Genomic DNA, 20,943 nt, shown 5'->3' with positions numbered 1-20,943 from the left:
CTGCTCGCCCGGGAATTGGGACCGAGGGAGAGAGCTGTGTCGAACGTTGTCGATTGGAACGACTGGGAACGACGGCTGGCTGAACTCTGGGCTGCCTTCGACACCATCGACGCCAAAACCTTCATCGCGCGTATCGAGGCGCTTGCGGCCGAATTGCCGTCGGGACACGCCATAGGCCTGTTCGAACGGGCCTCCGCGCAGGATTCGACCGGCCACGAGACGGAAGCCGAACCTCTCTATCGGCAGGCATTGGAAAACGGTCTCACGGGAATTCGCCGGCGGCGCGCCACCATCCAGCTCGCCAGCACGCTCCGCAATCTCGGCCGCGCTGGCGAAGGCGTCGCCCTGCTCACCGCGGAGCAGACCAAGCCGTCAGACGAGCTCGACGATGCGGTCGCCGCATTCCTGGCCCTGTGTCTGGTCGACGCGGGGCATGCGAAAGAAGCAGCAGCGCTTGCGCTTGGCAGCCTCTCGCGCCACCTCCCCCGCTACAACCGGTCGCTCAAACGCTACGCTGACGCGTTGCTGGCAGACGCGTAAGCGCTAGCGCTGATAGATCGACGTCAGGCCACGGCGTTCGTTGAAGCGATGCCAGGCGTCGATGCGGCGCGGATGGCGGGCGCGCATGACATCGAGCGGCGCGAGCAGTCGGCCCTTACGACCGAGGGCTTTGTCGAGGATCTCGATGATCCGCCGGTTCGGCCAGGGCTTGCGCGTGATCGTCAGTAGCGCCCGGAAGGCTTCATCCTCGCGGCCCGCGCCAAGTTGATGGGCAATCAGCCCATAGGCAAAAGCCGTGGAGCGGCTGACGCCGGCGTGGCAATGCACGAGAATGCGGCTCGAAGCATCCTCCGCCGCCGGCCGCATCGCCTCGAACACCTCGAGGACCAGATCCGGGAAATGCTGCGTGGCGGTCGGGTTTTCCTGGTCGCGCATGCGCACCACCCGGTGGCTGGCATCGGCAATAACGGGCACGTTGGCGTCAGGCAGTTCCGGATCGAGCAGAGACAGCACATGGCTTGCGCGCCAATCGCGCGCGGCATCGGCGGCGCGCCACAGGCAGGAGACCTTGACGCGTTCGGGGATCACTTCGAAGGCGATGGTCATTGGGATCACATCAATTTTTTGCCGTTGGGAACTGGCCGCTCGGTGGCAGCCAGCACGATCGCGCCGGCCTCGTCTGCAAAACCCAGCGTCAGCACTTCGGAGCGAACGGGCCCGATCTGGCGCGGTGGAAAATTGATCACGCCCAGCACCTGCCGCCCGACGAGATCTTCCGGACGATAATGCACCGTGATTTGCGCCGATGACTTTTTAATGCCGATCTCTGGCCCGAAATCGATTTTCAGCTTGAAGGCCGGCTTGCGCGCTTCCGGAAAGGGTTCCGCTTCGACGATCGTGCCCACGCGAATGTCGACACGCTCGAAATCAGCAAATTCAATCGTTTCAGTCACGGCAATTCCCTTTGTGAAAAGTACTCAGTCGCCGGGCTTAAAGCATCGGGCGAGATTCCGGAAGCGCACCGGTATCGGCAGGCTCCCCGTGAAATCTTGCCTCTTCCCAGGGGCGGCGCGCGAACTGCTCGGCAAGGAAATCGACGAAGACGCGCACACGCGGCGGCAGGAAACGCCGGTGCGGATAAACCACGGTGATCGGTTCCGCCTCGGCATAATTACAATCGGTCAGAAGCGGCACCAGCAAGCCCGCCCGGATATCTCCACCGACAAGAATTTCGGAGAGCCGCACGATCCCGATGCCGGCGAGCGCGAGGTGCCTCAGCGCTTCCGTGCTGTTGGCTTCGACGGAACCACGAACACGGATCGCATGCCGGCCGTTGCCATCCTGGAACTCCCAGACGTTGAGGCGGCCATGGGCGGTAATGGCAAGGCAGACGTGCCGTTGCAGGTCATCAGGCGTCTTGGGAACACCGTGCCTTTCGAGGTATCCCGGCGCCGCACAGATGACACGACGGTTCGATGCCAGGCGCCGCGTCACCAGCGTACTGTCGCTTTGCGCCGCAACCCGTATGGCGACATCCGCGTCACCGTTCATGAGATCGACGATCGCGTCGCTGAAATCGAGCTCCAGATCGATCGCCGGGAACCGCTCGATGAAGGCCGGAAGCATGGGCACGATCAGGCGATGACCGAAGGCGCTCGGCAGGCTGACCCGCAGGCGGCCGCGCGGCTCAGCGCCCGGCTGGATCGCAAACTCAGCATCCTCGATATCGCCGAGGATGCGACGGGCCGACTCCGCATAGGCGCTGCCTTCGCTGGTGAGGCTGATGCTGCGCGTCGATCGCTGCAGCAGCCGCACGCCGAGGCGCGCCTCCAGTCGGCCGATGATCTTGCTGACGGCCGATGGTGTCATGCGCAGCCGCCGCGCCGCCGCCGAGAAATCCCCCTCCTCGACGACGGCGAGAAACACCGCCATGGCTTCCTGCCGGTCCATTGCATCTATTCCATTTCGTCACAGATGAACGGAACTTAACATGGATTATCGCGGCCGACGATAGGCTGTAGCTTGGACCTGGAACTCAGACAGCGGAGACCGAGGGGTGACGGAAATGGATGCGCAGCGGAAGGATATGCCGGCGAGCTACCAGCTACATTCCTGGGCGCGACGTCAGCGCAACGCCGCGATCCGCGACATGTGTCGCCGGGCAATGGGCGCGATCTGGAGGTGCCTGTTCGACCGGCATACAGGCCCTGGACAAGGCGCAGGCGCTCCCCCAGGCGCGTCGTAGAGCGACCCTCACGCCGGCGCCATTGCGGCACCGGAGTTTCGTGAGATCAGCCCGCCAGCTCTTCCGCGCGTTTGCGTGCTGCGGCGATCGCCTTGTCGAAAAGCGGCTGCATGCCGTCGTCGGCCATCAGCACGGAGAGTGCTGCCGCTGTCGTACCACCGGGCGAGGTCACGTTCTGGCGCAGCCGCGCCGCCTCGTCTGGGGACTGATGCAACAATTCGCCAGCGCCCGCAACGGTTTCCCGCGCGAGCCGCATGGCGAGGTCCGCCTCGAGGCCGGCCTTGCGGCCCGCCTCCGCCATGCACTCGACGAGGTAGAAGACATAGGCCGGACCGCTGCCCGAAACCGCGGTTACCGCATCGATTTCGGCTTCGGTCCGGACCCATTCGACGGGCCCGCTGACCTTCAGCAGATCGTGAACCTGGCTGCGCTGCGCTTCGCTGACGCGCGCATTGGCAAAGGCACCGGTAACGCCGCGGCCGATCATCGCCGGCGTGTTCGGCATGGCGCGAACCGTGGCGGCAGCAGCAAGGTGGGTTTCGATGAAGGCGAGCGTCTTGCCGGCGGCAACCGAGACAATGACGGTATCCGCACCGACGAGCGGCTTCAACGGCGGCAGCACGGCGTCCATCACCTGCGGCTTGACCGCGAGGAAGATCACGCCCGCCTGAACACCGGATGGCGCCTGGGCCGCATATGTCACGCCGTTGTCGGCAATGAGTTTGGCCATGGCCGGTGGCGGGCCGGGATCGACGACGAGCACGTCGGCACCCCTAACGCCGCTCTTCAGCCAGCCGGAAAGCATGGCGCCGCCCATGTTGCCGGCGCCGACGAGGACGATGGGACCGGAAGCGGCGTTCGCCATGATCAAGCCTCTCCAACCGTTTCGAACAGGACCGCATCGACGGCGCGCTGCGCGTCCATGCCGGACCAAACGACGAATTGAAACGCCTGATAATAGGATTCGCAAGCGTCGAGTGCGCTCGAAAGCAGAACTTCGACCTGCTGATTGGTCGGCTCGGCACCGCCGGCAAGCAGCAGCGACTGGCGGAAGATCACCACTTCCTCCTGGCGCCACAGGTCGAAGTGGCCCATCAGCACCTGCCCGTTGATATGGGAGAGCAGGCGGATGACTTCGTTGACCCGGCTTTCCGGCACCTTGATGTCGAAGGCGCAGGCAAGGTGCAGAGCCTCGAACTCCTCCATCCAGGAGAAGGAAACGTGGTAGTCTGCCCACTTGCCTTCGACCGTCATGGCGATTTCGTCTTCGCCGGATCGCTCGAACGACCAGTCGTTATTTGCGGCCACGAACTCGATCATATCGACCGGGTTGGATTGGCGCTCGACTTCCATTTCCAAAAGGCTCATGCATCACCCTGTATAGGTGTGGCGCAGACGTGCATCATCACGCTCACAAGACGCAACGCTGCAAACCCAACACCGATTACAAACACACTATGATTGCTGAACTCACATCCATCCTGGCTGACTTACCCTGCCCGGAGCTTGCGTGGTTCGTTTCGAATCATCATTTAAAATCAGTGTATAATGGCGGAGTCAGGCTGCCAGCCCCCGGGCCGAAAAATAGCCGGGATGAATCGCGTCCACGTTGTCATTTGGATGAAGCGCGAGAGCTTAACTGACTCTGCCATAAGGGTTTTTTGGCAGTGTCCACAGGTGGAAAACTTTTCAGGTTTTATTAACCAGCCTTAACGCCGTTTCAATCGATCCAGGATTAACGACAGCAAAACGCCCGCGAAACCAGTTCGCGGGCGAAGTAAAAACGCCAAAATACCGTTATTTCGGCGGAATCGCGTTACTTGCCGGCCTCGGCGAGACGCGCTTCCAAAGCCTCAATGCGGGCGAGCAGCGCATCGTTTTCCTCGCGCGCCTTGATCGCCATTTCCTTGACCATCTCGAACTCCTCGCGCTTGACCACGTCGAGCGAGTTCAGTGCGCGTTCGGCCTGTGCGCGGAAGGCGGTCTCGACCTCGCGGCGCACGCCCTGGGCGGCACCTGCGGCATCGGTCATGATCTTGGCAAAGTCATCCAGAATGCGGTTAGCGCCTGTGCTCATCGTCGCGATCTCCATTTCAGCCATCGCCTCGCATTGCGATGCGGTCATGAATTTCAGGTAGGGTCAGCGGCGAGCGGATGCAAGGAAAATCACGTGCCAAATCACGCCGCTGTGTCCGAAGCGCCCCCATCGGCGCCTTGACCCGGCGGAAATCGCTCGCCATGTTCCGCCGAAACGACCGGCCCCTGCACGAGAAATAGGCACGAGAACATATCTTGGAAACTCTAGCGACCCGTCTCGCCATCCTTCCCTTCCCCGAAATCGACCCCGTCATCTTCCAGATCGGGCCTCTCGCCGTCCACTGGTACGGGCTCGCCTATGTCGCAGGCATCCTGATCGGCTGGTTCTATGCGCGCCGCCTGGCGATGAACAACGCGCTCTGGCGCAACGAGACCCCGGCGGTCACGCTGCAGCAACTCGACGATTTCCTGCTCTGGGCCGCCGGCGGTATCGTACTCGGAGGCCGCATCGGCTACATCCTCTTCTACGACCTCGGCTCCGTTCTCGCCAATCCGATCCGCGCCATTGAGATCTGGAACGGCGGTATGTCGTTCCATGGCGGCTTTCTCGGCACGACGCTCGCCATGATCATCTTCGCGCGGCGCAATGGCATCGTTCTCTGGAGCCTGTTCGACATCGTCGCGGCCGTCGTCCCGATCGGCCTGTTTTTCGGCCGCATTGCCAATTTCATCAATGGCGAACTCTGGGGCCGTCTCTCTTCGATGCCCTGGGCAATCGTCTTCCCGACCGGCGGGCCCTTTGCCCGTCACCCGAGCCAGCTTTATGAAGCAGCCCTCGAGGGCCTCGTGCTGCTCGGCGTGCTTTCCTGGTTCATCTACCGTCGCCAGGCGTTGAAATCCCCGGGCCTCGTCACCGGCATCTTCGTGCTTGGCTATGCCTTGAGCCGCATTTTCGTCGAATTCTTCCGCGAACCGGACGCGCAGATCGGCTATCTTGTCGGTGGCTGGCTGACGATGGGCATGGTGCTTTCGCTGCCGATGGCGCTCGCCGGCATCTGGGCGATAACCCGGGCGCGGCGCGCAGCCGCCTGAGAGCGGATAAGGCAAGGGCGTGCGGCTTCCGGCCGCCTCCCGCTAACTGGACGAAGGCATGACGACACCACTTGCGGACAAGATCAAGGCGCTGATCAAGGCTCACGGGCCGATCAGCGTCACCGATTACTTCTCGCTTTGCCTCGCGGATCCTGAACACGGCTACTACCGGGTTCATGAACCCTTCGGCAAAGAGGGCGATTTCACCACGGCGCCGGAGATCAGCCAGCTCTTCGGAGAGATGATCGGCGTCTTTCTCGTCCACGCCTGGCAGCAACACGGCAAGCCCGAAGGCGCGGTGATCGCCGAGATCGGCCCCGGCCGCGGCACGATGATGGCCGACATGCTGCGTGTGGTGCGTCGCCTCGCACCCGAGCTCTATGCCTCCGCCAGCATGCATCTCGTCGAGACCAGCGAGCGCCTGCGCAAGATTCAGTCCGAAACCCTGGTCGCCCATGGCAACAAGGTCGAGTGGCATGCAAGCTTCGAGACTTTGCCCGATGGCTTCCTGCTGCTTGCCGCCAACGAGCTGTTCGATGCCATTCCGATCCGGCAATTCGTGCGCACCGCGCAAGGGTTCCGCGAGCGCATGGTCGGGCTTGATGCCGATGACCAACTGACCTTTGCTGCCGGCGTCGCCGGCATCGATCCGGGCCTCTTGCCGACGCCGGCGCAGGGTTTGGCCGAAGGCACGATCTTCGAGATCGCCCCTGCCCGCGATGCTGTCATGTCCGCCCTTTGCGAGCGGCTGAAGATCAGCGGCGGCACCGCCGTGATCATCGATTACGGCCATCTTGCCACCGGCTATGGCGATACGCTGCAGGCCGTTCGCGATCACGAATATGATCCGCCACTCGCCAATCCGGGCCGGGCCGATCTCACCAGCCATGTCGATTTCGAGCAGCTCGCCCGCCGCGCCGAGACCGACGACGTGCAGATCAACGGCCTTGCGCACCAGGGCGATTTCCTGGTCGGTCTCGGTCTGCTGGACCGCGCCGCGGCACTCGGTCGCGACAAGGATGCGCTCACCCAAGAGGGCATTCGCCAGGACGTGGAAAGGCTCGCCGGCGCCGGTGTCGGAAAAATGGGGGAATTGTTCAAGGTTCTCGCCGTGAGCAGCCCTCCGGTGCCGCTGTCGCCCTTCCGCAAGCCGAAGCCCTGAGCGCACAGCCTACAGCGCCGCGCGTCTTATCGGACGCGCAAAGGTCGCTGTGGCACTTTGAGTTGTTGCATGTTTTTATCCTTAAATCGGCTAGGATTTAAGGAAATATGCAGTAGCGCACGGTTCAGCCGTAAAGATAGTTCGGGAGCCAGAGAGTTATCCCGGGCCAGAGATACATGATGACCATGCAGAGCACGACGATCAGCATATAGGGCATCATGCCGGCGAAGATCTGGTTGATCGTCACATGCGGCGGCGCGACACCCTTCAGATAAAAAGCTGACATCGCGACTGGGGGCGACAGAAATGCCGCCTGCAGGTTGACGAAGACGAGAACGCCCCAAATCACCGGATCGATGTCGAAGTGCTTTAGCAGCGGCAGAAAAATCGGCACAAAGATGATGATGATCTCGGTCCACTCGAGCGGCCAGCCGAGCAGGAAGATGATCGCCTGCGAAAGAATCATGAATTGTACCGGCGTCAGATCGAGCGATAGCACCCATTGCTCGATCAGCGCCTGGCCGCCAAGTATGGCGAAGACGGCAGAAAACAAGGCCGAGCCCACGAAGAGCCAGCACACCATGGCCGTTGTCTTCGCCGTCAGGAACACCGCTTCCTTTGTGCGCTTCCAGTTGAGCGTCCGGGCCTGGAATGCGAGCAGGAAAGCCCCCGCCGCGCCGACGGCCGCAGACTCGGTCGCCGTGGTGATCCCGAAGAGGATTACGCCGAGCACGACTATGGTGAGGATGGCGAGCGGCATGACGGAGGAGATCAAAAGCTTCACCACCTGCAGCCGCTCCGCACTCATATTGCGGTAGTAGCGGACGAGCACCACCGCAGCGATCGTGGCAATCAACCAGAAGGACACGTAGAAGCTTGTCGCCGGCCCGTTGATCGCGGTCGGCGCGGCATCCGCCGCCGGTGCCCCGAGCTGTTCCAGCCCTTCCGGCGCCTCCGCCTCCGCCGATGCCTGCGGATGGATGACGACATACCACCATACGAGCGCCATCGTAAAAGCCGTCAGTGCTAGCGGGACCAAGGCAGCGCAGAAATTCTTGACGAGAGCCCAATAGGTGAGAGACCCCTCCTCGGTTTCGAGAGCCAGCGCCCTTGCCGGTGAGACTAGTGCGCGAGAGAGCCCGGCCAGCATGTTGTGCGAGTACGACGCTTGCAGGCCCCGCATCCACGCGCTGACGGGCACTTTGGTCTGCTCCGCAGGCAGCGGCGGAGCGATCTTGGGGCTGATGAGCGCCCAGCCGAGAATATAGGCGAGGTAGAGCAGCGCGAGGAAAAACCCGGGGAACATGGCAGCGGCGTAGAGCTTGACAACGGATTGTCCCGCGACTGCGGCATAGACGATGATCATCACCGAGGGCGGGATCAGAATGCCGAGGGTACCGCCCGCCGTGATCACACCGGAGGCAAGCTTCACGTCATAGCCGGCGCGTAACATCGGATTGAACGCAATCACGCCCATCAGCACGACCACCGCACCGACGAGGCCGCTGGCGATGCCCCAGAAGGTACAGACGATGAGGGTAGCGACGGCGAGCGACGCAGGCACCCGCTTGAATGCGAGCTGAATGCTGTAGAACATCTTGTCGACCAGCGCACCCCGCTCCATCACGTAGCCCATGAGCACGAACAACGGGATCGAGATCAGAACGTCATTGGTCATCGCCCCATAGGTACGCTGCACCATCAGGTCGAAGACGCGATTGTCGATCCAGTGCTCGGCCGGATTGTAGAAGGCGTAGAAGCCGAAGAGCATGCCAAGCCCCATCAGCGTAAACGCCGTCGGAAACCCCATCATGATGACCACCACGATGAGCATCAGCATCGTCAGTCCGAGGAGTGGATCGCTCACGTCTCGCCGTCTCCCCCCATTCCCCGTTGCCGCGCCGCCCTGTCGATCGCCTGCGCACGCTCGATCGCAGCCTCGCGCGTTTCCGCGTCGACATGCTCGCTGTGCTCAAGCTGCTCGGCGACGACGTCGAGCTCCTCCACATCCTTGAGCCGACTTGGCCATTCGCCGGTCCGCAGGCAAACGATGCAGCGCGTGATCTCGGCCAGCCCCTGAAGCAGGACGAAACCGCCAGCGACCGGAATGACGGTTTTGAAATAGTAGATAGGCGGCCCCTCCGCCGTCACGGTCGAATGCTCGCCGATCCGCCAGGAAAGTGCTGCATAATCGTAGCCGGCGTAAACGAGCGCGGCGACGCCGGGCAGGAAGAAGAGGACGTAGAGGACCAGATCGAGGGCGGCTTGCGTGCGCGGCCTCATGGAGCTGTAGAGGAAGTCGCCGCGTACATGAGCATTCTGCGCCAAGGCGTATGCCCCCGCGAGCATGAACAGCGAGCCATAGAACATGTTGCTGGCATCGAATATCCAGGCCGTCGGCATGTTCAGGATGTAGCGTTTGACGACCTCTACGCAGACCATCGTCATCAGCCCGATAATCAGCCAGGCTGCGGCTTTACCGATCCACACGCTGGTCGCATCGACCCTGAGCAGAAAATGCTGAACGTTCACGCATGCCCCCCGCTGCAAGAGGGGCGCTACAGCGGCGCGCCTTTCAAGAACGCACAGAGTTCGCTGTAACGCTTTGATTTATCGAATAGTGTGATCCTTCGACTGTCTCCGATGTGCGAAATGAGATGAGCCGGTCTTCCGCCTGAATCCCGTCTGATTGACGCGAAGCGGCCGTGCCTCAGAGATCCTTCGCCACGCCGTCCTGTCCGAAGTAGTGGTCGAATGCCAGCCGCCGACTGACGACGGTGTCCTGTTCCCAGCGCGTGGCCCGCTCGGCAAAAACGAGCTGGGACTGGAGCACTTCCTTGAACAGCGGGTTTTCCGCTGCCTTCTTCTTCACCACCTCGTCGTAGACCTCCAGTTGCTTCTTGAGAATTGCCTCCGGGGTCTTGTAGAACTTGACCTTGTCGACGGTCTGCATCTCCCGGTAGTCCGTGGAATAGCGATCGATCGCCTTCCAGGCCATATCCTGAGATGCCGCCTCGACGGCGTTGGTGATGATCGCCTTCATCTGATCAGGTAGACCGTCGTACTTCGGCTTGTTGAACATCACTTCGAACTGCTCGCCATTCTGGTGGTAGCTCTGCAGCATGCAAATCTTCGATACATCCGGGAAACCGAGCACCCGGTCGGACGAGGCGTTGTTGAACTCGGCCGCGTCGATCAGGCCTCGATCGAGCGCCGCAACGATTTCGCCGGCCGGCAGCGCGTTGACCGCCGCGCCGAGGCCGGTGAAGACATCGATCGAGATGCCCACGGTACGGAACTTCAGGCCCTGAAGATCCTCGGGCTTTGCGACTGGCTTCTTGAACCAGCCAAGCGGCTGGGTCGGCATCGGCCCATAGGGGAACGAGACCACGTTGGCGCCAATGGATTCATACAGTTTTGCGAGTAGTTCCTTGCCGCCGCCGTATTTGTGCCAGGCGAGCAGCATGTTGGCATCCATGGCGAAACCCGGGCCAGAGCCCCATAGCGCGAGCGCCGCCTGCTTGCCGTAATGGTAGACGAGGACGCCGTGACCGCCGTCCAACGTTCCTTGCGATACGGCGTCGAGCAGGCCGAAGGCCGGCACCACGGCACCAGCGGGCAGCACTTCTATCTTCAAATCGCCACCGGTCATATCATTGACCTTCCTGGCGAAGTCGAGCGCGAATTCGTGAAAGATGTCCTTGGATGGCCAGGTGCTTTGCCAGCGCATGCTGATCGGCCCCTGCGCCTTGACAACGCTAGGCGCGGCGACCGTTGCGACCCCCGCTATTGCCGCACCGCCCAGGAATTTGCGACGCGAAATCCGTCCCTCGATATGGGTTCTTCGCTTCATATGCTCCTCCCGAAGGCACAAGCATTTCTTGCTATATTAGATAATACTCTTATGCAGAGCCCCACGCAAAGATTGCACGCAGCGTCGCTCAAAAGCCTGCAGGTAAGGCGCCATCCCGACCTCTTGTTTTTCCGCGGGCCTCGTGCAGATGCGGGCGTCGAAGGAAGGCGTTTTCGTCAGCGCGTAGCGGCGGTGGCCGAGCGATGACTGCCCCTCGAAATCACAGGCCGCTGGCTCCCCCTATCGTTCGGGAATTGACAGCCCAGCCATCGCGGGTCAACATCGCGCCGGCAAATCAGCCGCCAGTCGCCGGGCCGGAGCGCGCCCCCAAACCCATTGAATTTATTCATAAAGCAAAGGCAAATATACCGATGCAGCATGACGCCGCGCTTTCTCCCGTGCAGAGCTCGCTTTTCGGCGAGAAGGTCGGGCCGGCAATCGCCCATGGCTATTTCACCCGCCAGGGCGGCGTTTCCGAAGGGCTCTATCGCGGCCTCAATGTCGGCCTCGGTTCGAAGGACGAAAGAGCCCATGTCAACGAGAACCGCACCCGCGTCGCGGGCTGGTTCGGCGCGCCGCTGGAACGGCTGGCGACGGTTCATCAGGTCCATTCCCCCAACGCCATCGTGGTCGACGAAAGCTATGACGGTAGCCGCCCTGAGGCTGATGCGCTGGTGACGGCGACGCCCGGTATCGTGCTCGGCGTGCTATCGGCCGATTGCGGCCCGATCCTCTTTGCCGACGCAGAAACCAATATCATCGGCGCCGCCCATGCCGGCTGGAAGGGCGCGCTTGGCGGCGTGCTCGAGAGCACCATCGACGCGATGGTCTCGCTCGGCGCCCGGCGCGATCGCATCGTCGCCTGCCTCGGCCCGTCGATCAGCCATCGCAACTACGAAGTCGGTGCCGAATTCGTCGAGCGCTTCGTCTCGGCGAACGACAGCTACGCAACCTATTTCAGGCCGTCAGACCGCGACGGCCACGCAATGTTCGACCTGCCGGGTCTCACGATCAAGCGGTTGACCGAAGCAGGCGTAGCAGCCGAAAATCTCGATATCTGCACCTATGCCGACGAGGAGCGCTTCTTCTCCTACCGTCGGACGACACACAGGCAGGAACCGGACTACGGCCGGCAGATTTCCGCCATTTGCATACGGGGGACCTGACATGGCGCTTCAATTTGCCCAGGAAGAATATGCAAGCCGCCTCGATCGGCTGACGGAGAAGATGCGCGAGGAGAAGCTCGATGCCGTGCTGCTCTTCGCCCAGGAGAGCATGTACTGGCTGACGGGCTACGACACCTTCGGCTACTGCTTCTTCCAGACGCTGGTTGTGAAGAAAGACGGCTCGATGGTCTTGCTGACGCGCTCGGCCGACCTGCGCCAGGCACGCCACACCTCCAATATCGAACGCATCGAGATCTGGGTGGACCGGGCCAATGCCGATCCGACCCTGGATCTCAAGAACCTCTTGAGCGAACTCGACCTGCTCGGCTGCCGCATCGGCGTCGAATACGATACGCACGGCATGACCGGCCGCGTCGCCCGCCTGCTCGACCGCCAGATCCAGACCTTCGGCGAGATAATCGACGCCTCGTACCTCGTCAGCCGTCTGCGCCTCATCAAGAGCGACGCCGAGATCGCCTATGTCGAGAAGGCAGCAAGCCTGGCCGACGATGCGCTCGACGCCGCGCTGCCGCTGATCCGTCCCGGCGGCAACGAAGCCGACATCCTCGCCGCGATGCAGGGCAAGATTCTGGCCGGCGGCGGCGACTATCCGGCCAACGAATTCATCATCGGCTCCGGCGCCGACGCGCTGCTCTGCCGCTACAAGTCCGGGCGCCGCGTGCTTGACAGCCAGGACCAGCTCACCCTCGAATGGGCCGGCGTCAGCGCCCACTATCATGCGGCGATGATGCGCACCGTCGTCATCGGCGAACCGACCAACCGTCACCGCGAACTCTACAGCGCCTGCCGCGAAACCATCCAGGCGATCGAGATGGTGCTTCGTCCCGGCAACACCTTCGGCACCGTCTTCGACATGCATGCCAAGATCATGGACGAGCGCGGCCTCGCCCGTCACCGCCTCAACGCCTGCGGCTATTCGCTCGGCGCCCGCTTCTCGCCCTCCTGGATGGAGCACCAGATGTTCCATCTCGGCAACCCGCAGGAGATCGAGCCGAACATGTCGCTGTTCGTGCACATGATCATCATGGATTCCGACAGCGGCACCGCCATGACCCTCGGCCAGACCTACCTCACCACCACGGATACTCCGCGCCCGCTGTCGCGCTATGGCCTGGACTTCATTTCTGCTTAGGGAAATCCGCCTAGAATTGCTTTGAACTGGCAGACGACAGGAGACGTTTCAAAAACTGCCGCGAAGAAAACGGACGGTTTGAACATGCGAAAGCTCACCACGCCTATCGTTGGCCTCGGACTCCTCGTCGCCCTGGCTGGCTGCAACAGCACCGACATGCTGACGCCGCAGGTCGACGTCGGCGCGGGAACCTTTCGCTCGCCGCCGGTGACGCAATCCGACCTCGACGCCATGTCGGCTGAGACCGCCGTCGCCCCAGTGCAGCGCGAACCCGTCAGCCAGACCACCGCCTACTCTCCTCAGCCGGCCCCTTCGAACACGCCGACGGCCTATGCCAGCGGCGATGCGACCTATACCGATCCGGCCGGCACGTTCGAGGCCCAGGCAAGCCGGCTTGCCGCCGGTTCAGCACCCGTCCAGAACACGATCCAGAACCAACCGCCCCCGGTACAACAGACGCCAGTGCAACAGACCGCAGCCGCTGCCGAAGAGATCCAGAACGAGCCGAGCGTCGCTTCGCTGCCGAAGGCAAGTGCCGCCGCCAGCGGCACGATCCGGTTCCTGCCGATCATCGGCGCACCGGTCCAGGCGGTCACGCCGCTCTCCAAGCAGCTTGGGGCCGAAGCGCGCGCACACGGCCTGACGATCAAGGGCTCTGGCGATGCCAGCAGCGAACATATCCTCAAGGGCTACTTCTCGACGCTCAAAGACGGCGACAAGACCACCGTCGTCTATGTCTGGGATGTGCTCGACGGCAGCGGAAACCGCCTGCACCGTATCCAGGGACAGGACTCGGTTCCCGGCGGCGGCGCCGACTTGTGGAGCGGAGTCCCGGCGGCAACCATGCAGGGAATCGCGACGAAAACCATCAACGCCTACCTCGAATGGCGGCAATCTCAGGCCGGTTGATGCAAAGTTTTTAGGATATTGGCCTTCGCGGCGCAGCATTCCCCTTGCATTCAAGTTCAGTCTCGCTAAAAAGCGGCCGATCAGCTCTGAACGGCGGCCATCCGCAAAGAATGTCCGCGATTGGAATGGCTCTCGGAATCTGCGCGGAACACACCGCTCCCGGAAAAGTACCGGACGGTGACCGCGCCAGCTCAAGGCGGTCCGTCAATGAAGGTTTTCGCAGGCAATTCGAACCGGCTGCTGGCCGAAGCGATCTGCAACTATCTCAACCTGCCTCTCGGCAAAGCGGCGGTACGCCGGTTCGCCGATCAGGAAATCTTCGTCGAGATCGGCGAAAACGTGCGCGGCGAGGATGTGTTCATCATCCAGTCGACCTCTTTCCCCACCAACGATCACCTGATGGAACTGCTCATCATGATCGACGCGGTGCGCCGCTCTTCCGCTCGCCGCATCACCGCAGTGCTTCCCTATTTCGGCTATGCCCGCCAGGATCGCAAAGCCGGTCCGCGCACGCCGATCTCCGCCAAGCTCGTCGCCAACCTGATCACCGAAGCCGGCGCCGACCGCGTTCTGACCCTTGATCTTCACGCCGGGCAGATCCAGGGCTTCTTCGACATCCCGACCGACAATCTCTATGCGATCCCGATCCTGGCGCGCGACGTCAAGGAAAACTACGACCTCAAGAACGTCATGGTCGTTTCGCCCGACGTCGGCGGCGTGGTGCGCGCCCGCGCGCTTGCCAAGCGCCTCGACTGTCTGCTGGCCATCGTCGACAAGCGTCGCGACCGTCCCGGTGAATCGGAAGTCATGAACGTCATCGGCGACGTGAAGGGCAAGGACTGCCTGCTGATCGACGACATCGTCGACTCGGGTGGCACACTCTGCAACGCGGCCGAAGCGCTCCTAAAGAACGGCGCAACCAGCGTCACGGCCTACATCACCCACGGCGTTCTCTCCGGCGGTGCGGTTGCCCGCGTCACTTCGTCGATGCTGAAGGAACTGGTCATCACCGACTCGATCCAGCCGACCACGGCCGTCCAGTCCGCCCACAACATCCGCGTGATCACCACCGCTGGCCTGCTTGGCGAAGCCATCAGCCGCACCAGCCAGGAAGAGTCGGTTTCGAGCCTCTTCGACTGAGGCCATTCCCAACTCGGCAATTCATAAACGCCGGCGCCAACGCGCCGGCGTTTTTCTTTGTGGGATGCGATTACCTGCCCAGCGCCTGCACCACCGGCTGGTCGACGAGGTTGTCGATGAACCAGTTCGGATAAACAGGCACCGGCACCGTCTCGGCGTCGAGCGTCGCGATCTCCGCTTCCGTCAGAACGAGATCCGCAGCGCCGAGATTGTCCTTGAGCTGGTGCGGCTTGGAGGCTCCGAGAAGCACGCTCGTCACCGCTTTCTTCGAAAGCAGCCAGGCGATCGCCACCTGCGCCACGCTTGCCCCATGCTGATCGGCGATCCCGCGCATGCATTCGACCAGCTTGAAGCCCTGTTCCTTGTCGAAGGGCAGGATGTCGAAACCGGAATAGCGGTTGTCGGGGTCGCCGAGATTTTCGCGCGTGTATTTGCCCGAGAGAAAACCCGATGCCAGCGGGCTCCAGACAGTCAGCCCCAACCCGTAGCGCTGCATCATCGGGATGACGTCACGCTCCACGTCGCGGCCGAGCAAGGAATAATGCATCTGGCCATGGGTGAAAGGAGCCAAGCCGTTGGCCTTCTGGATCTCAAGCGCGGCCGCCACCTTCCAGGCCGACCAGTTGGAAAAGCCAATGTAGCGCACCTTGCCGGAGCGAACGACCGCATCGAGCGCGAGAAGCGTTTCCTCGAGCGGCGTGCGGGGATCTTCCTTGTGAACGATGTAGGCGTCGATCCAGTCGGTGCCGAGACGCTTCAGGCTCTGATCGACCGACCAGAGGATGTGGCGGCGCGAAAGACCGGCTTGGCTGAGTGGCGTTCCGGTGCGGAAGCCGACCTTGGTGGCGATCACCACCTCGTCGCGACGGGACTTGAGCGCCTCGCCGAGGATGCGTTCCGACTGCCCGGAGGCATAGGCGTCGGCCGTATCGAAGAAGTTGATGCCGGCATCCAGCGCCTGTCCCACAAGGGCATCGGCCGCTTCGGCATCGGTCTTGTAGACGGCGCCGAGGCTGCGATCGCCGGCGGTGAAGGTCATGGCGCCGAAGGCAAAGCGCGAGACCACCAGACCGGTGTTTCCAAGCGTCGTGTATTGCATGTCGTTCTCCATCCTTTGCGAGAGGCAGGTTCGAATTGGGAACACCATGCCAAAGTTGATTGCCGCAAAAAACTACCGTCACCTTGATAGGTTTGGAAGAAATGCTTCATAATCGAAGGATGGCAAACGACCCCTTCAACGGACTGAGAGAATTTCTGGCAGTTGCCGAGAGCAGCAGCTTCACAGCCGCGGCAGCGACGCTCGGCGTTACGCCCAATGCCGTCAGCCAGACGATCAGGGCGCTCGAAGCCCGCCTCGGTCTCCAGCTCTTCGTCCGCACCACGCGGCGCGTCGCCCTCACCGAAGCCGGTAGCGCCTTCCTGAAGCGCGTGCGCCCTGCTGCCTCCGAGATCGCCGATGCCTATGAGTTGCTCGGCGATTTTCGCGACCGGCCCATGGGCAATCTCAGGCTGACCGTGCCGCGCATGGCGATCCCGCTGGTGCTGACGCCGCTTTTGCCGCGCTTCCGCCAGGCCTATCCGGACGTTTCGGTGGAAATCTCGATCGACGATGCGGCTGTCGATATCACCGAGCGCGGTTTCGATGCCGGCATCCGCATCGGCGAGGCGGTCGAACGGGATATGATCGCGGTCCGGCTGACGCCCGACATCACCTGGGCGGTGGTCGGCTCGCCGTCCTACTTCGTGAAACAAGGTCGGCCGCAAACGCCCGAAGAGCTGACACGCCACGAGGCGATCCGCTATCGCTACCCGGCATCCGGCACGATCTACCGCTGGGAGTTCGAGCGGGAGGGACGCGACTTTTCCGTCGACGTACCCGGCGGGCTGACGGTCAACGATTTCCAGATGCTCGTGGAGATGGCGCAAGCCGGCACCGGGCTTGCCTACCTGCCGGACCTTTCGGTGTGCGACGCTGTCGCAAGCGGGCGCCTTGAACGGGTGCTCGAAGCCTACCTGCCGAGGTCGCCAGGCCTCTTCATCTATTTCCCCGCCAAGGCCCAAACCCAACCCAAACTGCGCGCCCTTCTCGATTTGACGGCAAAGGTCGCGCGGGAGCGGAAGTAGGTCGCGTCAGCGCCCGCGAAAGACCACGACGCAAGCCTCGCCGCCGCTGAACAGCCGTGACCGCGTGAGAAATCGCTTTTCCCGCCCGTTGTCGAGCGAGAACATGCCCCCCCGCCCCGGCACCACGTCGATGATCAGTTGCGTGTGCTTCCAGACCTCGAACTGGCTGGCGCTGATATAGACCGGCACGCCGCCGATCTCGCCGAGCTTCACGTCGTTGTCGCCGACGATGTAATCATCCGCCGGGTAGCACATCGGCGACGAGCCATCGCAGCAGCCGCCGGACTGGTGAAACAGGATATCCGGATGGTCGCGCCGGATTTCGGCAATGAAATCGAGCGCTGCGTCCGTCGCAAGCACGCGCGGTTCGTTGATCCCGATGGTTCCTGTCACCTCGGCGGACATCGCAAGCCTCCCTGCTCCCACTGCGTATCGTTTGATGTTGGTCGGCTGAGGCGCGGGTGGAGAGCACACCTCAGCCGCCGCACGAGCCAGAGGAAAGGTGGAGATTACCTTCCCTCTGGCTTCTGTTGCCCTCCCCGACGGCGGGGAAGGCAGGGTCCGATCAGAAGAAGCCGAGCGCCTTCGGGCTGTAGCTCACCAGCATGTTCTTCGTCTGCTGGTAGTGATCGAGCATCATCTTATGGGTCTCGCGGCCGATGCCGGACTGCTTGTAACCGCCGAAGGCCGCATGCGCCGGATAGGCGTGGTAGCAATTGGTCCAGACGCGGCCGGCCTGGATTTCGCGGCCGAAGCGGTAGCAACGGTTGGCATCACGGCTCCAGACACCGGCACCGAGGCCATAGAGCGTGTCGTTGGCGATCTCCAGCGCTTCTGCCTCGGTCTTGAAGGTGGTGACCGAAACCACGGGCCCGAAGATCTCCTCCTGGAAGACCCGCATTTTGTTGTGCCCGCGGAAAACCGTCGGCTTGACGTAGAAGCCTTCCGACAGTTCGCCTTCGAGCACGTTGCGGCCACCGCCGGTGAGCACTTCGGCGCCTTCTTGGCGGCCGATGTCGATGTAGGAGAGGATCTTTTCGAGCTGTTCGCTCGATGCCTGCGCGCCGATCATCGTGGCGCTGTCGAGCGGATTGCCCTGGCGGATCGCCTCGACGCGTTTCACCGCCCGCTCCATGAAGCGGTCATAGATGCTCTCCTGCACCAGCGCGCGGCTCGGGCAGGTGCAGACCTCGCCCTGGTTCAGCGCGAACATGGCAAAGCCTTCGAGCGCCTTGTCGAAGTAATCGTCATCCTCCGCGAGCACGTCGGCAAAGAAGATGTTCGGCGACTTGCCGCCGAGCTCCAGCGTCACCGGAATAAGGTTCTGGCTGGCATATTGCATGATCAGCCGGCCGGTGGTCGTTTCGCCGGTAAAGGCGATCTTGGCGATGCGCGGGCTGGTAGCGAGCGGCTTGCCGGCTTCAAGACCGAAGCCGTTGACGATGTTGAGCACGCCCGCCGGCAAGAGATCACCGACGAGATCGGCCCAGACGAGGATCGAGGCCGGCGTCTGTTCGGCCGGCTTCAGGACGACGCAATTGCCGGCGGCCAGCGCCGGAGCCAGTTTCCAGGCGGCCATCAGGATCGGGAAATTCCAGGGGATGATCTGGCCGACGACGCCGAGCGGTTCGTGGAAGTGATAGGCGACCGTGTCGTGGTCGATCTCGCCGATCGTGCCTTCCTGGGCACGAATGCAGGCGGCGAAGTAGCGGAAATGGTCGATGGCAAGCGGAATGTCGGCCGCCATGGTCTCGCGGATCGGCTTGCCGTTGTCGAAGGTTTCGGCCCGCGCCAGCAGTTCGAGATTGTCCTCCATGCGGCCCGCGATCTTCATCAGGATGTTGGAGCGCTCGGCGGCAGACGTCCGGCCCCATTTCTCTCGGACGGCGTGGGCGGCGTCGAGCGCCAGCTCGATATCGGCGACGTCCGAGCGCGCCACCTGGCAAAGCACGCCGCCGGTCACCGGCGTCGTGTTGTCGAAATAGCGTCCGGCCACCGGCTCGCGCCATTCGCCGCCGATGAAGTTGCCGTATTTCTGCCTGAATGGGCTTTCGACGATCTTCTGATGCAACATGGTCTTTCCTCCCTGAGAACCAGCAACGGGGCTGTGAGAAGGAAGGTGCGACTGAACGTGCGTCTTCGATAGTGAGGCGCAAGCACCAGCGACGCGATGTGTTTCAGAATTGAGACAGGCGGGCTTGGATACCGTGCTGCAGTGCAGCAAACTGGGCGGCAAGTCTGCGGTTGCTTCAGTCAACGTTTGCCCCTCATCCCCCTGCCGGGACCTTCTCCCCGTCGTCACGGGGAGAAGGGGCAAGCGGCATGCTCCCCATTCCCCCAAGGATCAGGGCCACCACAATCGCAAAGACCGCTCGGGGCCACGCCCCCTCTCCCCGTCTGCGGGGAGAGGGTTAGGGTGAGGGGCAGCCTTCAGATGGGTAGGAAGATCAGTTGACCTGGAGCCGCTTCATCTTGCGGTAAAGGGTGGCGCGGCTGATGCCGAGCAGCTCGGCCGCCATGGAGACGTTGCCGCTGGCACGGGAAAGAACACGCCGGAGCGCCGCGCGCTCCGCATCGGGAAGCTCGGCGGCATCGCCTGACGTGTCCTCTCGAAGAAGGTCGGAGGCCGGAACCCCGGCGGCGATGCGCCGGTCGTCGAGGTCGAGCCATTGCCGTGCGGCACGCGTTGCACCGAGCACGAGGTCGTCGCGGTCGACGGCAAGGAGCGCCGGCCCGGCTCGATCCACTGGCACCAGCACGATGCGCGCACCGGCGAAGGCACGACGGAAGAGGCCGGCCTCGATGCGCGCGGCCGCGTCACGAACCGCCTGCGACAGGATCGACATGGTGATCTCGGAGGCATCGTCACGGCAGGTTGAAATGTCGATGGCCGCCGCCAATCGCCCGCGATGATCGCGGATCGGCGCGGTCGCGCAGCTCAAGCCGATATTGCTGCTCAGGAAATGCTGATCGCGCTGGATGACGACGGCGCGCTCATCGGCGATCGCCGTGCCGATGCCGTTGGTGCCCACATTCGCCTCGCTCCAGACCGTTCCCGACCAGAGCCCGACGCCGCGAAATTCAGCGTCGTCGCCGACCGCTCCGCGCCGCTCGAGCGCCACGCCGTCATTGTCGGTGAGGAGCAGGCAGCAGCCAGCCCTGCCGACGGTCGCAAACAACCGGTCGAGTTCGATGCCGGCCTCCGCCAGCAGCTCACCGGAGCGCTCGCGGACGGAGCGAAACTCGCTGTCCGACAGCCGAAGCGGCGTACGGGCTTCCTCCGGAGCAAGCTTATGCAGGGTCATGCAGCGCCGCCACGACGCGGCCACCGATGAGCTCGCCGCCGCCGAAGACTGGTGCGCGACCCGATAGACAAGTTCCGAATGATCCCTGACGGCAGGCATCGGCTTCCTCCCTGAAAGCGTCGACCGGCGGAAGGCGGATGCGACCGATCTCCCAAACGGCGCACCTGCTTGGGCGGCACTATAGCCAACGATCTCCGCAAAGGTCCAGCCAGACGAAGGTTCGAGGGTCAGCCCCCCTCAGCGAGTTTGATCGGTG

21 protein-coding genes are annotated in these 20,943 nt (G+C 62.8%); 8 read left to right on the top strand and 13 right to left on the bottom strand.

Annotated elements, in window-relative coordinates; translation table 11 throughout:
- Positions 1 to 36 precede the first annotated feature (36 nt).
- Positions 37 to 540 carry a tetratricopeptide repeat protein gene (locus ASE60_RS22505; RefSeq protein WP_057253153.1) on the top strand — a complete coding sequence of 168 codons (504 nt, stop codon included), beginning with the start codon at positions 37 to 39 and terminating at the stop codon, positions 538 to 540.
- Between the two features lie 3 nt (positions 541 to 543).
- Here the strand turns inward: ASE60_RS22505 and ASE60_RS22500 are convergent, their stop codons facing one another.
- From ASE60_RS22500 to ASE60_RS22475, 6 genes are all read right to left on the bottom strand, one after another.
- A complete protein-coding gene (locus ASE60_RS22500; RefSeq protein WP_057253152.1) occupies positions 544 to 1,107 on the bottom strand; it encodes a protein-tyrosine phosphatase family protein in 564 nt (187 codons plus the stop codon).
- A 5-nt stretch (positions 1,108 to 1,112) separates the two neighbouring features.
- Positions 1,113 to 1,454 carry a tRNA-binding protein gene (locus tag ASE60_RS22495; protein WP_057253151.1) on the bottom strand — a complete coding sequence of 114 codons (342 nt, stop codon included), beginning with the start codon at positions 1,452 to 1,454 and terminating at the stop codon, positions 1,113 to 1,115.
- A 37-nt stretch (positions 1,455 to 1,491) separates the two neighbouring features.
- Positions 1,492 to 2,451, bottom strand: a complete 960-nt coding sequence (locus ASE60_RS22490) for a LysR family transcriptional regulator (protein WP_082616010.1) — start codon at positions 2,449 to 2,451, stop codon at positions 1,492 to 1,494.
- Between the two features lie 341 nt (positions 2,452 to 2,792).
- The gene (gene proC / locus ASE60_RS22485) at positions 2,793 to 3,611 is read right to left on the bottom strand and encodes a pyrroline-5-carboxylate reductase (RefSeq protein ID WP_057253150.1); all 819 of its coding nucleotides are present in this window, start codon (positions 3,609 to 3,611) and stop codon (positions 2,793 to 2,795) included.
- A gap of 2 nt (positions 3,612 to 3,613) precedes the next feature.
- Entirely contained in the window at positions 3,614 to 4,114 is a 501-nt protein-coding gene (locus ASE60_RS22480; protein ID WP_043618087.1) for a YbjN domain-containing protein, read from the bottom strand.
- 448 nt (positions 4,115 to 4,562) lie between these two features.
- Complete coding sequence (locus ASE60_RS22475) at positions 4,563 to 4,823, bottom strand: accessory factor UbiK family protein (RefSeq protein ID WP_057254338.1); 261 nt, start codon at positions 4,821 to 4,823, stop codon at positions 4,563 to 4,565.
- 215 nt (positions 4,824 to 5,038) lie between these two features.
- Here ASE60_RS22475 and lgt point away from each other — a divergent pair, with 215 nt between their 5' ends.
- Both lgt and ASE60_RS22465 read left to right on the top strand, forming a co-directional pair.
- A complete protein-coding gene (gene lgt, locus ASE60_RS22470; protein WP_057253148.1) occupies positions 5,039 to 5,875 on the top strand; it encodes a prolipoprotein diacylglyceryl transferase in 837 nt (278 codons plus the stop codon).
- 58 nt (positions 5,876 to 5,933) lie between these two features.
- Positions 5,934 to 7,037 (top strand): class I SAM-dependent methyltransferase, encoded by a 1,104-nt coding sequence (locus ASE60_RS22465; RefSeq protein WP_057253146.1) that lies wholly within the window; start codon positions 5,934 to 5,936, stop codon positions 7,035 to 7,037.
- Positions 7,038 to 7,161: 124 nt separating this feature from the next.
- Here ASE60_RS22465 and ASE60_RS22460 read toward each other — a convergent pair whose 3' ends face one another.
- From ASE60_RS22460 to ASE60_RS22450, 3 genes are all read right to left on the bottom strand, one after another.
- Positions 7,162 to 8,904, bottom strand: coding sequence for a TRAP transporter large permease subunit (locus ASE60_RS22460; protein WP_057253144.1), 1,743 nt, complete (start codon positions 8,902 to 8,904; stop codon positions 7,162 to 7,164).
- Positions 8,901 to 9,569 carry a TRAP transporter small permease subunit gene (locus tag ASE60_RS22455; protein WP_057253142.1) on the bottom strand — a complete coding sequence of 223 codons (669 nt, stop codon included), beginning with the start codon at positions 9,567 to 9,569 and terminating at the stop codon, positions 8,901 to 8,903. Before ASE60_RS22455 ends, ASE60_RS22460 begins: the two co-directional genes overlap by 4 nt.
- A 178-nt stretch (positions 9,570 to 9,747) precedes the next feature.
- On the bottom strand, positions 9,748 to 10,890 hold the full coding sequence (locus ASE60_RS22450; RefSeq protein ID WP_057253140.1) for a TRAP transporter substrate-binding protein: 1,143 nt from the start codon (positions 10,888 to 10,890) through the stop codon (positions 9,748 to 9,750).
- Positions 10,891 to 11,261: 371 nt separating this feature from the next.
- On the opposite strand from ASE60_RS22450, the gene pgeF reads away from it, so the two are divergent.
- The 4 genes from pgeF (at position 11,262) to ASE60_RS22430 (ending at position 15,258) form a co-directional block, all read left to right on the top strand.
- The gene (gene pgeF / locus ASE60_RS22445) at positions 11,262 to 12,056 is read left to right on the top strand and encodes a peptidoglycan editing factor PgeF (RefSeq protein ID WP_057253139.1); all 795 of its coding nucleotides are present in this window, start codon (positions 11,262 to 11,264) and stop codon (positions 12,054 to 12,056) included.
- 1 nt (position 12,057) lies between these two features.
- The gene (locus ASE60_RS22440) at positions 12,058 to 13,209 is read left to right on the top strand and encodes a Xaa-Pro peptidase family protein (RefSeq protein WP_057253138.1); all 1,152 of its coding nucleotides are present in this window, start codon (positions 12,058 to 12,060) and stop codon (positions 13,207 to 13,209) included.
- An 84-nt stretch (positions 13,210 to 13,293) separates the two neighbouring features.
- Positions 13,294 to 14,118, top strand: coding sequence for a hypothetical protein (locus tag ASE60_RS22435; RefSeq protein ID WP_057253137.1), 825 nt, complete (start codon positions 13,294 to 13,296; stop codon positions 14,116 to 14,118).
- A gap of 207 nt (positions 14,119 to 14,325) precedes the next feature.
- On the top strand, positions 14,326 to 15,258 hold the full coding sequence (locus ASE60_RS22430; RefSeq protein WP_057253136.1) for a ribose-phosphate pyrophosphokinase: 933 nt from the start codon (positions 14,326 to 14,328) through the stop codon (positions 15,256 to 15,258).
- 70 nt (positions 15,259 to 15,328) lie between these two features.
- Here the strand turns inward: ASE60_RS22430 and ASE60_RS22425 are convergent, their stop codons facing one another.
- Complete coding sequence (locus ASE60_RS22425) at positions 15,329 to 16,357, bottom strand: aldo/keto reductase (protein WP_057253135.1); 1,029 nt, start codon at positions 16,355 to 16,357, stop codon at positions 15,329 to 15,331.
- A 119-nt stretch (positions 16,358 to 16,476) separates the two neighbouring features.
- Here ASE60_RS22425 and ASE60_RS22420 point away from each other — a divergent pair, with 119 nt between their 5' ends.
- A complete protein-coding gene (locus ASE60_RS22420) occupies positions 16,477 to 17,382 on the top strand; it encodes a LysR family transcriptional regulator (RefSeq protein WP_057253134.1) in 906 nt (301 codons plus the stop codon).
- A gap of 6 nt (positions 17,383 to 17,388) precedes the next feature.
- On the opposite strand, the gene ASE60_RS22415 is transcribed toward ASE60_RS22420, so the two are convergent.
- The 3 genes from ASE60_RS22415 to ASE60_RS22405 all read right to left on the bottom strand — a co-directional run bounded on the left by ASE60_RS22415 (position 17,389) and on the right by ASE60_RS22405 (position 20,786).
- Positions 17,389 to 17,787 carry a DUF779 domain-containing protein gene (locus tag ASE60_RS22415; protein WP_057253133.1) on the bottom strand — a complete coding sequence of 133 codons (399 nt, stop codon included), beginning with the start codon at positions 17,785 to 17,787 and terminating at the stop codon, positions 17,389 to 17,391.
- A gap of 160 nt (positions 17,788 to 17,947) precedes the next feature.
- Positions 17,948 to 19,456 carry an aldehyde dehydrogenase gene (adh, locus tag ASE60_RS22410; RefSeq protein ID WP_057253130.1) on the bottom strand — a complete coding sequence of 503 codons (1,509 nt, stop codon included), beginning with the start codon at positions 19,454 to 19,456 and terminating at the stop codon, positions 17,948 to 17,950.
- Positions 19,457 to 19,829: 373 nt separating this feature from the next.
- Positions 19,830 to 20,786 carry a helix-turn-helix domain-containing protein gene (locus tag ASE60_RS22405; RefSeq protein WP_057253128.1) on the bottom strand — a complete coding sequence of 319 codons (957 nt, stop codon included), beginning with the start codon at positions 20,784 to 20,786 and terminating at the stop codon, positions 19,830 to 19,832.
- Positions 20,787 to 20,943 lie beyond the last annotated feature (157 nt).

The organism is Ensifer sp. Root278 (assembly GCF_001429285.1).
In the GTDB taxonomy this organism is placed as follows: Bacteria; Pseudomonadota; Alphaproteobacteria; order Rhizobiales; family Rhizobiaceae; genus Ensifer.
This window is presented reverse-complemented; position numbering and strand designations above follow the sequence as displayed.